9 protein-coding genes and 1 pseudogene are annotated in these 13,136 nt (G+C 37.7%); 9 read left to right on the top strand and 1 reads right to left on the bottom strand.

The window, feature by feature from the left end:
* The first annotated feature begins 46 nt into the window (after positions 1 to 46).
* The 7 genes and pseudogenes from QUB80_RS16350 (at position 47) to QUB80_RS16320 (ending at position 8,282) form a co-directional block, all read left to right on the top strand.
* Complete coding sequence (locus QUB80_RS16350) at positions 47 to 2,383, top strand: GumC family protein (RefSeq protein WP_289790567.1); 2,337 nt, start codon at positions 47 to 49, stop codon at positions 2,381 to 2,383.
* Between the two features lie 59 nt (positions 2,384 to 2,442).
* Positions 2,443 to 3,663 (top strand): glycosyltransferase family 2 protein, encoded by a 1,221-nt coding sequence (locus QUB80_RS16345; protein ID WP_289790566.1) that lies wholly within the window; start codon positions 2,443 to 2,445, stop codon positions 3,661 to 3,663.
* Between the two features lie 30 nt (positions 3,664 to 3,693).
* Positions 3,694 to 4,341, top strand: a pseudogene (locus QUB80_RS16340) (acyltransferase); the annotation flags it as partial.
* Positions 4,342 to 4,642: 301 nt separating this feature from the next.
* Positions 4,643 to 4,936: a GAF domain-containing protein gene (locus QUB80_RS16335; RefSeq protein WP_289790564.1), complete on the top strand. Its 294-nt coding sequence runs from the start codon at positions 4,643 to 4,645 to the stop codon at positions 4,934 to 4,936.
* A 160-nt stretch (positions 4,937 to 5,096) separates the two neighbouring features.
* The gene (locus QUB80_RS16330; RefSeq protein WP_289790563.1) at positions 5,097 to 6,095 is read left to right on the top strand and encodes a glycosyltransferase family 2 protein; all 999 of its coding nucleotides are present in this window, start codon (positions 5,097 to 5,099) and stop codon (positions 6,093 to 6,095) included.
* Between the two features lie 310 nt (positions 6,096 to 6,405).
* Complete coding sequence (locus QUB80_RS16325; protein WP_289790562.1) at positions 6,406 to 7,116, top strand: glycosyltransferase family 25 protein; 711 nt, start codon at positions 6,406 to 6,408, stop codon at positions 7,114 to 7,116.
* A 95-nt stretch (positions 7,117 to 7,211) separates the two neighbouring features.
* Positions 7,212 to 8,282 (top strand): glycosyltransferase, encoded by a 1,071-nt coding sequence (locus tag QUB80_RS16320; RefSeq protein WP_289790561.1) that lies wholly within the window; start codon positions 7,212 to 7,214, stop codon positions 8,280 to 8,282.
* 97 nt (positions 8,283 to 8,379) lie between these two features.
* Here the strand turns inward: QUB80_RS16320 and QUB80_RS16315 are convergent, their stop codons facing one another.
* On the bottom strand, positions 8,380 to 9,579 hold the full coding sequence (locus QUB80_RS16315; RefSeq protein ID WP_289790560.1) for a glycosyltransferase family 4 protein: 1,200 nt from the start codon (positions 9,577 to 9,579) through the stop codon (positions 8,380 to 8,382).
* 860 nt (positions 9,580 to 10,439) lie between these two features.
* Between QUB80_RS16315 and QUB80_RS16310 the strand changes: the two genes are divergently transcribed.
* Both QUB80_RS16310 and QUB80_RS16305 read left to right on the top strand, forming a co-directional pair.
* The gene (locus QUB80_RS16310) at positions 10,440 to 11,732 is read left to right on the top strand and encodes a glycosyltransferase (protein ID WP_289790559.1); all 1,293 of its coding nucleotides are present in this window, start codon (positions 10,440 to 10,442) and stop codon (positions 11,730 to 11,732) included.
* A 48-nt stretch (positions 11,733 to 11,780) separates the two neighbouring features.
* A complete protein-coding gene (locus QUB80_RS16305) occupies positions 11,781 to 13,127 on the top strand; it encodes an oligosaccharide flippase family protein (RefSeq protein WP_289790558.1) in 1,347 nt (448 codons plus the stop codon).
* Positions 13,128 to 13,136 lie beyond the last annotated feature (9 nt).

Below are 13,136 nucleotides of genomic sequence, written 5' to 3'. Positions count from 1 at the left end.
TCAAGCATTGAACTAGGGAGAAATAGACACAATTACAGTGGTCAATATGAATTCTAAACAAGAAGCCTCTGCCTTAGTAATCAGTGAGCGTAGTGATAAATTACAGCAGCAAAGATTAGCCAATGTAGATGATTTTGTTGATGCAAATAAGCGGGGATTAGATTTGCGATCGCTCGGTCGAATGTTACAACGCAATATTCTTTTGATTGGTAGCATTGCCAGTTTTGTTGCTGTTATCACTTTGTACTCAATTCTGGTTTCTCCTCGTAGTTACGAAGGTAATTTTCAGATTTTAGTAGAGCCTGTATCTTCAGAAGGTAAACTTACTGATCCTTCGTTCATATCGCGCAATAGAGAAATTACACCTCAGACACAAGTTGAAATAAACTATCCGTCTATACTGCAAATTTTGCAAGGGAATGAATTACTAGAGCGAGTAGCTCAAAATATTAGAGTTAAATATCCCAATGTGAACTATGAATCAATCAGAAAAAATTTAGTAGTTCAACGTATTGGGGAAAATATGCTTGACTCAACTAATATCATAGAAGTAACCTACAAGGATTCTGATCCTGAAAAAGTAGAATTCATTTTGTCAGAAATTGCAAAAGAGTATTTGAATTTTAGTCTTGAGGATAGAAAAGATCGCATTTATGGAGGTGTTAAATTTATTGATGCTCAACTTCCTCAATTGCAACAGCGAGTCAGTTTTTTAGAAGGTAATTTACAAAGACTGCAACAACGATATAATTTGAGTGATCCTGAAAGTCAAGTTGGAGAACTATCTAAACAAGTTCGCGAAATAGAAGCTCAGAAGCTAAGTGCTCAAAAAGATTTGCAAGAAAACAGGCGACTTTATGAAGACTTGCAGAAACAACTGAGGTTAACACCTGATGAAGCACTTGCTACATCCACTCTTAGTCAAGAGCCTCGTTATCAAGAACTACTTGCCCAACTTAAGAAAATAGAAACTCAAATAGCGATTGAGTCGGCAAAATATACCGAAAACAACCCATCTTTAATTACGCTGCAACAACAACAGCAAAATCTATCTCAGCTTTTGAATCAGGAAGCCCAAAATATTCTGGGGCAAAAACTCACAGCTACAGTAAATCCTCAACTATTGAATTTCCAAGATCCCACTCGCTTGGGGCTAATTAAGCAACTGGTTGATACTGCTAATAATGTTCGAGTCTTAGAGAGCCGCCTGAGTGCGATCGCTCAGTCTGAAGATTATCTAGATCGGCAAGTAAAGCAGTACCCAGCTACTATGCGCCAGTATAACGAGCTGAAACGACAGCTAGAAATTGCTACCAAGACACTCAATCAATTTTTGTTACAGCGAGAAACACTTAGAGTTGATGCAGCACAGAAGGAAGTACCCTGGAAAATTGTTTCTCAGCCCAGGATACCGCGTGATGAACAGGGTAATTTAATCGCCAAGAGCGGCAATCTCAGGAGGATAGTAATCGGGCTAGCTGCGGCTACTGTATTAGGATTGGGGGCTGCTTTCCTCAAAGAGAAATATCGTAATGTCTTCCATAGCCCTGAGGAGATTGAAGATGGAATCAACTTGCCGATTTTAGAAGTAATACCAGCAAATCAAACTGCTGTCACTGATCCCAATTCTTTGAAGGTTGTCGGTGCGATCAAAGAGACTCAAGAAGATGCTAAGTTTTTATCAGCTTTCGATTCTCTTTACGCTAGTATTCGTTTTCTGGCTGGTTCTCCTAAAGCTCAATCTATCATCGTAACTTCACCTGCGCCCGGAGATGGAAAATCTACTGTTGCCATGTATCTTGCTCAAGCTGCGGCTGATATGGGTAAGAAAACCTTGCTTGTAGATGCAAATTTTCGTAATCCTAGTCTTCATAAAAAGTTTGGCTTAGACAATATACAAGGACTAAGCAATTTAATTTCTCAGGATGTTTCGTCTCAATCATTTCTCATTCAGGCATCACCCTTACAAAAAAATCTTTTTGTACTTACCTCTGGCAAAATTTTACCATCCTCTACCAGAATGCTTGGCTCTGCTCAGATGCAGCATTTAATGGAGAAATTTCACCAAGCTTTTGATTTAGTTATTTACGATACTAGCCATCTGCTAGGATTTGCTGATGTTCCTTTACTCGCAGAACATGCAGATGGGATATTGATGGTTGTGGGAGTTGGCAAAACCAAACGTCCATTAATTACACAGGCTCTGTTACGATTGCAAATGTTGCAATTACCTGTTTTGGGTATAATTGCCAATCATGCCAACACAAGCATAAGTAGTCTGCCTAGCTCTCATAACCTCCATCCAAAGGCAAATCAGCGGGTACTTCCTGCTTCTGTAAAAAATAAAGCTAAAGATTTCGGATTCGATCGCTCGGAATTATAACTGATTCTCTATTTCTGTAGTGACATACCCATCTTTAAATAAATAAAGGTTCAACAGTTGTGATAGTTCATCACTTGGCAATCCTATTTGTTGAGATTGTCTTATTTGCGATCGCACTGGGACTTTTGGTTCCGGTTTCTGTTTTCTCTATAGAATGTATTGCAGCATTATTTCCTGAGTTTCAAATTCAGTCGTATTACGCGCTGGTACCTCGCCCTAGAGTTGATATTTTAGTTCCAGCTCACAATGAAGCAGCTGGAATCAATACCACTTTGCAATCATTGCTGCCGCAGTTAATAGAACAAGACCGTCTCATAGTCATAGCCGATAATTGTAATGATGACACAGCATCTGTAGCCCACAAAGCTGGTGCAACAGTGATTTCGCGTCAAGATCCTGAGCGTCGGGGGAAAGGCTATGCTTTAGACTACGGTTTGCAATTCATAGCCAACAATCCTCCTGATGTGGTGGTAATGGTAGATGCAGATTGTATCGTTCATTCAGGTGCGATCGCTCGGATTAGTCGTCTAGCACTAGCTACAGTACGCCCTGTTCAAGCTATTTATCTGTTGACACAACCCCCCAATCCTCAACCAAAGGATATAGTTTCAGCACTAGCATTTCTAGTTAAGAACTTAGTTCGCCCCAGGGGATTAGGAAGACTGGATCTACCTTGCTTACTAATGGGTTCGGGCATGGCTTTCCCTTGGGAAATCATTCATCAAATTCCTTTAGCCAGTAGCAATATTGTTGAAGACATTCAACTATCTATGGATCTTGCCATCAGTGGGTATCCTCCTAAATTTTGTATGGATGCTCTTGTGATGGGAACTCTCCCACAACAGCACCAAGCAGCCAAAAGTCAAAGAACACGCTGGGAACATGGTTATTTACAAACTATGCTCAAGCAAGTACCCCGACTTTTAAAAGCTTCTTATGCACAAAAGCGTTTTGATTTATTAGCGATCGCTTTCGATTTGTGTGTTCCACCACTTTCGCTGTTGGTAATGCTCTGGGCAGCAGCCATAACAGTAGCTACCTTAGCAGGAGTATTTGGGGCTTCATGGCTGCCAACTATCTTACTAGCAGTAGAAGGGCTACTGATTTGTATCTCAATTGTTGCAGTTTGGGCTAAGTTTGGTCGTACCAATTTCCCTCTGCGAACGATGCTAACCATTCCACTGTACATTCTGTGGAAGATACCCCTATATTTAGCTTTTCTATTTCAACCTCAGACAGAGTGGATTCGCACCCAACGAGATTCGGCGATCGGGGAGTAGGTAGTAATGTGAATTAGTTCTACATAAATCATGAATGATCACAACCCGAAAAAACTTCTTTCTTGGTTTCCCTATAAAGAGTCAATTGCACAGTTATTAGTGGGTTCAATTCCACTCAAAGTTGGTGTACTCCTGCGCAGAATTCTATACCGTCATATTTTTGCCCAATTTGGTAACTCAGTTACTGTTCAAACCAATGCTGAGTTTATCCATACTTTTGCAATTGCACTTGGAGATAATGTCAAAATTTCTCGCGATGTTCGCTTAGATTGCGGTGCTTCTAACAGTAAAATTACCATTGGTAATGACACCTGGCTAGAGCGTGGTGTTGATATTAAAGCCCTCGGAGGCTCTATAGAAATTGATGAATCTACTTATATTGGCCCTTATATTTGTATAGCAGGGCCTGGACAGATTAAAATTGGTAAAAACTGTCTGATTGCATCACACTCAGCAATATATGCTAACTGCCATAATTTTACCGATCCGACAATTAGAATTCAGTTCCAAGGAATAAGCCATAAAGGCATTGTGATAGAAGATGACTGTTGGATAGGTATTGGAGTCAGAATCCTAGATGGAATCACCATTGGGCAAGGAAGTGTAATTGGAGCAGGAGCAGTCGTAACTAAAGATATTCCTCCTTACTCGATTGCTGTAGGTGTGCCAGCGCGAGTAAAGCACAATCGGAAGGGCAAAACAGTGCCGCCACCCACACATAATCAACAAGATATTTACCTAGAAGCCAATAATTATTTGACTCCGCTAAGTACAAACCTAGTAGCAATTGAGCAATCAGCAAAACTCAATCGTCAATATTCCCCAAACAAAAATGATTCTGCTCTGGCTGAGTTTTTCTTAGAAAAATTGCTGTACATCATACTTGAGTACATTCGTCGGCTGATGTACGTTGATACTGGTACAGTGCTGGTAAAAACTGAAGCTCAGCAAGAATTAGCTATTATCGCCACTACTTGGATTGGAAGAAGAAAAGTCAGAAAATATTCGTATTCCCATCGGTAAGGGTTTCGCCGGGCAGATTGCGGCTAACTGCACTCACATGAATATTGGTGATTTATCTGAGGTAGAAGTTGTAAGCCCAATTCTCCGAAATAAAGGAATTCGATCAATACTTGGTGTGCCGATAATAGTTAAAAAGCGAGCGATCGGAGTTTTACATATCGGTACATTTAATCCCCGCCATTTCACTGAAAAAGAAACCGAGATACTGCAAATTTTTGCCAATCAAATTGCATACCATTTTTTTTACTGAAATTTTCCAAATTTCATTTTCAACTTCAACTGTTGTATTACACATAGATAAATTTTACCTGTTGAGTCAATATTAGGCTCTCGTTCAAACACTATCGATAAAACTCTTAGCCAACACAAACTTGTAAAAATACGAGTGAAAAACTTAAATACTAAATTAAATGAAAAAACTACTTTCTATTTGTATTCCAACATTTAATCGTGCTAAACAACTGAATAAACAGCTTGCTTGGCTTGCTCAAGATATTAAGGGCTTTGAAGATGATTGTGAAATTATTGTTTCTGACAATTGTTCAAATGACGAAACACAGAGTGTAATAAAAAAATGGCAGTCGGTATTGATACAAACAACATTTAAATCAAACAAACATGATGAAAATATCGGCTGTATCAGAAATATTACTTATTGCTTAAATGTTTCGACAAGTCGATTTACTTGGATAATTGGTGATGACGATTTAATCTTTAATAACACACTTGCTTACGTCATAAGTAAATTGAAAAGCATCCCAGATTTAGCATTACTATACCTAAATTTTTCCGATCTAAACAGGAAAACAGGTGAAGTGATATCAGAACACTGGTTTGATACTAATCTTGACAACAATAAAAATATTTATGATGGGAAAGTAACATTTCAGCATTGTATAGAAAAAAACTTTGGTAGCGTAATTTTTTTGACTGCTACTATATACTGCACAGAGCTAGCACAAACTGCTTTGCAAAAATGGTCAATTGGCATGGATAACTGGGGTTATTTGGCATATTTAGCTGGGTATTGTGCTGCTCAAGGAAATATTTTAGTAACTAAAAATAACTATATAGAATGTACTATGGGTGTTAGCTATTGGCAAGAAGACCCAAGAGCCTGGTTTAAAATTTTACATAAAGATATACCTGAAATTTATTTGAAACTTCAAGAAATAGGTTATCCTCATAAATTTTACAGGCAAATGATTTTAAACATTGTCAAAGAAGATTTAACAAAAAATAATTTATTCATAAGATTTAAATACTATTTATGGTGTTTTATACATTGGCCTTTATGGTCTATAAATATAATAATTTATTTTTTATTTTCTCTATTTTCAGCAATTTTCAATTACAAGTCTCTTAAAATTATTACTAATTTTAGACAATATCATACTGTTGTTAAATAATTAAGTGTTTTGTATGAAATTAGTTTTGTATTTTTATCGATTTTTAGAATATGCTATGACCAACTCTAAAAAAAATCAAATCAAAAATTTAGTCCTCTCAACTTTTATCTCATTTTTTCTACACATTAGAATTGATTAAAGTATACTAAAAATAAACCTAAACTTGCTTCTAATGAACAGTTAATTGTTAAAATTTGTAAGCATGAAAATTTTATATTTTCTTCTAGAAGAATTAGGTTTTACTTCCACGCCACAACTATTAAAGGCTGTACTGTCAATTTAATTTTTCACCAAATAGTAGCTAAAAAAAATGAAATTCATAGAGTTTTTTGAGCGTATTTACGTCATCAACCTACCCTATAGAGTAGACCGACGCCAAGCAATGGAAAAAGAACTGGAAAAAGCAAGAATACCATTTACTCCAGGGAAAGTTGAACTTTTTGCTGCAATTAGACCGGATAGTGCGGCTCCATTTGAAAAAATAGGATACAAGGGAGCATTTTTAAGTCATTTATCTGTACTAAAGCTAGCAAAAGAGCAAAATCTCAAAAATGTTTTGATCATGGAGGATGATTTAGCATTATCAGAATATTTTCCACAGTATGAGGATGTGCTGATTGAGCAACTACATCAAATGAACTGGGATATTGTCCACTTTGGATACTTTTGCGATCAAGTTATGAATCCAAATCAAAATACTTTCGGAAAACTTCAACCATTATCTATAGGAATAATTGGAGCTCATTTTTATGGGGTCAATAATAAAATATTTGACAGAGTTATTGATTTTTTTGAGTTATCACTTAAAATGCCTCTCGGTCACCCTGATTGTGGCCCAATTTCACCAGATGGAGTTTATAACCTCTTCCAATCAAAAAATCCAGATGTTGCTAGACTAATTTCAATACCAAGTTTTGGAGGGCAGCGGAGTTCGCGTAGTGATATTACTCCACAATGGTTTGATCAACTGCCTGTTCTCAAACAATTTGCAAGTTTAACGAGGACTTTGCTGAAAACTTAAAAATTGGTTTCATACGGGGTATAGACGCAAAATAGGTAGTAGACCAAGCGAGATGTCTGATAAAGAGTTACTTGATAATTCATGATGCTAATCATATGAATCTGTTTGTATTGTCAGAACTTTACCCTGGAAATAAACACGTTGGTTGGTCAGTACTTTATCCACTTGAAGAAGTACTATCATCTACCTTTAATGCTACATTCATTTACCCCTTACCCAACCATAAGATTCAGTTTCTAAAACGCTACAGACACCGAATTTTTAAGTCATGGTACAAAATTGATGACTTACCTACTCTCAATCAAGGGCCAAATATTCTTTTAGCTATTGGTTTAGGGCCTAGATTTCTTTTATCAATTCATGCTCTTAATTCTCTTCTCAAGAAATTTGACATACGAATAGGCTATATACTGGATGGTTTTTATTCATCTCATTTGGATAGAGATGTAATTCCATACTTAGATTACTTATTTGTAATTTGTGCTGATCTTGCTGATGCTATCAATAGAAGTACTAATTTAAGTACAGCATTTTTACCATTGGCAACTGATGTACTAAAATTAGGCTCAAATTCGATTCATCGTAGTATTGATATCGTCAGTTATGGCAGAACTGATCCCAAAATACATAAGTTTTTGCAGCGAAACTTCAATGAGGAGCACAATAACCGAATCTATTTGCACTCTACATTCTCTCAACCTGAGGTTTTTAATATCCAAGAACACACAAAACTGTTATTTAAGATTTTAAGTAGATCGAAAATTAGTTTATGCTTTGAAGCAAGTAATGTAGAACGTTTTCAAGGATACTCGCCAATTCTCATGCGCTGGTTTGAGTCTTGGTCATCTGGTTGTACTGTTGTAGGTAAAAAACCTTTTGGTAAAGGTGTGGCTAATTTGATAAACTGGCAAAATAGTACAATTGAAGTTCCAGATAATCCAGCAGATTGGTTGCCATTTTTTGAAGAATTATTGAGTGATAATGATACTTTGATTGCTAACTCACAGAGAAACTATCGCGAATGTCTAAATAGACACGATTGGCGCTATCGCATCAAGGATATGTTTAAAATTTTAGAGTTACCAATCAAAGATAATCTAAAGAATGAAATTGCTTTCTTAAGGCAAAAATCTATTGTGAACACCATGAAGTTTATCAATAAATAATTCTTAATTTGAAAAGGGTGCTTTTAACAAGCGCCCTTCATAATTTTGACAAATTTTGTAAACTTATTAAGTGCCTTTAGCTACTTGAGCGTGGCTATTACAGAATTGTCTTCAAGACAGATTTCAGTGCAGTTCCCCAGCTTTTTGAGATGTCATAAAATTGTTCTTGTACCTGCAAGCAAGCCTGACACTTTTGTTCATAAAATTTGCGATCGCTACATAACTTCAGTAATGCATCACCATAGCCTTCAACATCATCAGGCTGAACTTCAACAACAGCATCAGATACATATGATAAAGCCGGAATAACAGATGAAGTCACCACCGGACGAGCAGCTAAAACTCCCTCAGCAACCACCTGACAAAATCCTTCAATAAAAGCTGTTGTAGTTGGTACGATGACAATATGTGCTCTACTCAACATTTCACGCATCTTTGGTTGATTACAATAGCCATGACACACAAAAAATGAATCAACTTTAGATTGTTTAGCAGCAAAACGTAAAGTTTCTAGAGCCGATCCTGTTCCACAAATTTCAAATTTTATATCCTGCCTGCCTTCAGATAAAAAACGTTGAGCAATTTTCAGGAGATCAAATACACCTTTACATGGTTCGATGCGACCTACAAACAAAACTATAAACGGCAAATGCTGCTCACTTGGAGAAGCAATACCATCAAAAACTGCTCTACGGTACAGAGGCAGAAACTCAAAGATTGGTCGAGATTGGCTGCCAGCACACTCCTGAACCTGCTTAGAAATATCTGTTGAGGCTGCCAAAATAGCACTACATCCCCTCGCAAAAAAATGTCTATTTAGTCTCGCAATAAGTTTCTCTGTAGTTGTTAGGGGTATGTACTTACGCCATAGAGTACAGTGTAAAGAAGGTACTACTTTGACTCCTAAATAGGGTAGGATAGACAAAATAAACCAATGCGTTGTACCTTCATTCACAACTGCTACATTAGCCTTCCAAATCAAAGCAGAAGAAATCAACCCTATCCCATACCAAACTTGATTTAAGTGATACAGTATACCTGATGTATTCTTAAATTTTATTGGTCTGTGTTCAATCGTGAATTGACCATCACGTAAGAATTCTTTCTGACGAAATGATGAAATAATGTAAGCTTCTGCATTTAAAGTGCGACAGATATCATAAAACTGCCCAGAATAGGTAACACAGACTTGTGAGGGATCATCCTGTCCGTTCAGCCAATATTTGTATGTTCCGATGACATTGCCAGGCCCAGCTGCATACAGAATGCGAAGCGATTTTGAGCTTGAGTTAGCCATAAATAATTAACTTAGATAAATTCAGAAAAAATTATCTACTTAGATTCAAAATTCTCGATAATCTCAATATTTAGAAAATTAATAAACTTATATTCTGGCTACCAAAATAGTTGTATTCAAGGATGGGTAATATAAAAAATACTTGACATGGATTTTTGCAATTCAATCAACTCAACCTTATCCATGCAGCAACAGAGGAAAGCATCCTAAAAAATCAGAGCATGATGATGCACTCTTATAATGCTTCCTCAACTTGACATTCGTATACTCTTAATCAACTTCGGATCCTACTACAAAAAAATAAGAAACTAATAAGAAATGAATAAGGTTACAGAAAGTTTGTATGGTATCGAAAAAAATCAGTAAGTCATATCTTAATCAACTCAAATTTCTCCATTTTCTGCATCTAAAAAATAACTCTTAATCAAATCTTTATAAATAAATATGATAAAATAATCCGTAAGCTTTTGGTCAGAGGTTAATAATACTTGCAAAACGCTTTGGCAATTGAATTAAGATTAGATGAAGGTTGTACCTAAACATCGCTTTATTTTTGATTTTCTTTTTAAAATGGCGTGTGTGGGTTTTAGTGATAACTTCTTAAGAGTATAAGACCCTGTTGTCAAGTCTGAGTTTATACGGTCATAGCGAAAATTTCAGCTAGAAATTTCCCAAACTTTATTACCATTAGTAAATTGTGGTGCGGTAAAAACCAAAATTATGCTCTATTAATAATTTCTATTTAGTGGAGCATAGTAAATGAACAATAAACCTTTTGAGCTATTTGCAAGACTCAGTATTTGTTTTTTTAGTATTTTCTAGCAAGACAACCCAATATTTTGAGCAATTGCAAAATCAAGATGTCTTTAACGATCGCCTACTTAATAAATCAGTATCCCAAAGTCAGCCACAGCTTTATTCGCCGAGAAATCAACAGCTTGGAGAAACACGGCATCAAAATCCAACGATTTGCAATCCGTTCTTGCGGTAATGAACTGGTTGACGAAGCAGACATACAAGAGTTGGAGAAGACTCAGGTAGTTTTAGGAATCGGAAAAATAGGATTAGTTATTAGTTTAATTCGCGTTGCGATCGCAAGACCAATTCGTTTTTTACAAGCCTTATGGTTGGCACTGAGAGTTGGTTGGCGTTCCGAGCGGGGTATTTTGTATCATTTAATCTACCTAGCTGAAGCTTGCGTACTTTTAGGTTGGTGGGAAAAAGCATATGTAGAGCATGTTCATGCTCACTTCGGCACAAATTCCACCACAGTAGCAATGTTGTGTTCGGCAATGGGTGGCCCCCCTTACAGCTTTACCATTCACGGGCCTGAAGAATTTGATTGTGTCCAATCTTTATCTTTAGTAGAAAAAGTCAAACGAGCTGCTTTTGTAGTTACAGTTAGCTCCTTTGGTAAGAGCCAGTTATATCGCTGGTGCGATCGCTGCGAGTGGTCAAAAATTCATGTTGTTCATTGTGGTGTAGACGATGGATTTCTAGATACTACACCCACCTCCATACCATCAGAGCCACGCTTTGTCTGTGTTGCCAGATTGAGTCAAGCCAAGGGACATCTACTTTTATTAGATGCCGCAGCTCGGTTAGCACGCGAAGGCTTACAGTTCAAGCTGGTATTGATAGGCGACGGACTCTTGCGGAACGAAATTGAAAATGCGATCGCTCAACTTGGGCTGCAAAATTATGTTGAACTCATCGGTTGGGCTAGCAATGGAGAAGTTCGCCAACAGATCCTTGCTTCGCGAGCCATGGTATTGCCTAGTTTTGCCGAAGGTTTACCAGTAGTACTTATGGAAGCACTGGCACTATCTCGTCCAGTCATCAGCACTTATATAGCCGGGATTCCTGAGTTAGTCGAACCAGGAGTTTGCGGTTGGTTAGTACCACCTGGCTCAATCGAAGCATTAGTGACAGCAATGCGGGAGGCATTACAGTTACCGATAGAACAGCTAGAACACATGGGTAGCAAAGGTCAAAGCCGGGTCGTTCAAAAGCACAATATCGCTATTGAAGCTGGCAACTTAGCAGCACTCTTTCAATCTAGCAACGAGAATTTAAAAACCCAGGAGATTGATACTCCATCAACTGTTGACTATCTAAATAATCCTAATGTCGAGGTAAAGATGTTGCATTAAAAGCTAATAAGTCTTTCTACTGCTGAATTAACTCTCCTCAAAAAAACCATGACCTCATTAAAGAAGCTTGCCATTAGTGGTGCTGTTTGGACATTCGCTGGCTATGGAGCGAGCCAAATCTTGAGATTCGGCAGTAACTTAGTTCTAACCCGCTTACTCTTTCCAGAGTTATTCGGACTGATGGCACTGATTAATACCTTCATCATTGGCTTAAATCTGTTCTCAGACATTGGTATTGGTCAAAGCATCATCCAAAATGAGCGAGGAGATGAAACAGCTTTTCTCAATACTGCCTGGACATTACAAGTAATTCGCGGCTTTGTTTTGTGGCTATGTTGCGCTTTGATTGCTTGGCCGATTGCTAACTTTTACGGAGAACCTCAACTGTTATGGCTACTGCCAGTGGTTGGTTTGAACACCATTATCTCTGGCTTTAACTCCACTGCTCTGTTTACACTGAATCGGCACTTAGCTGTACGTAAACTAGCAATTTTTGAACTTAGCGTACAGACAATCTCCCTAACAGTGATGATTATCTGGGCTGCTTTGAGTCGGAGCATCTGGGCGCTTGTCATTGGTGGGCTAGTGAATGCTTTGCTTTGGATGATTGGAAGCCATCGATTGAATTCTGGGACACCTAACCACTTTGTCTGGGATCGAAATGCAGTCAAAGCCATATTATCTTTTGGTAAATGGATCTTTGTTTCGACAGCTCTATATTTTCTGGCTGAACAATCAGATCGGCTAATTCTTGGCAAATTAATTCCCATCGAGGTTTTAGGTGTGTATGGCATTGCTTTTGCACTTGCTGACATTCCGCGTCAGGTACTTTTGGCAATCAGTAGTAAGGTATTTTTTCCTGTGTTTTCTAAATCTGCTGACCTGCCCCGCGAAATTTTTCGTGCCAAAATCAAAAACAACCGCAAGCCTGTTCTGATTGCGATGGCATTGGGCTTGACAGTTATGGTTAGCTTCGGAGATTTCCTGATTTTGACCTTATACGACCAAAGATATATGCAAGCAAGTTGGATGTTTCCACTGTTAGCCTTTGGTATATGGCCTCGCATACTTACCCAAACAATTGATACATCTCTTTTTGCTATTGGCAAAGCTAAATATGCAGCGATCGCCAGCCTTGCCAAGTTTATTTTTATGATTATTGGCTTGCCTCTTGGGTTCCATCTTATGGGTATAGCCGGAGCTGTGATTGTAGTTGCACTCAATGACCTTCCTTTCTATGGAATAGTTACTTATGGTCTTTGGCGAGAGAAACTTGCCTGCTTAAAACAAGATATTCAGGCTACTTTTATATTTCTAACTTCACTCACTTTCATTATCTGTAGTCGCATTATTTTCGGATGGGGACTTCCCATCAAGTTACTATTTACTTCCTAGTTGTGATGA

The sequence above is a fragment of the Chlorogloeopsis sp. ULAP01 genome (assembly GCF_030381805.1).
Lineage (GTDB): Bacteria > Cyanobacteriota > Cyanobacteriia > Cyanobacteriales > Nostocaceae > Chlorogloeopsis.
The sequence above is the reverse complement of the archived record's forward strand: the minus strand, read 5'-3'. Positions and strand labels throughout refer to the sequence as shown.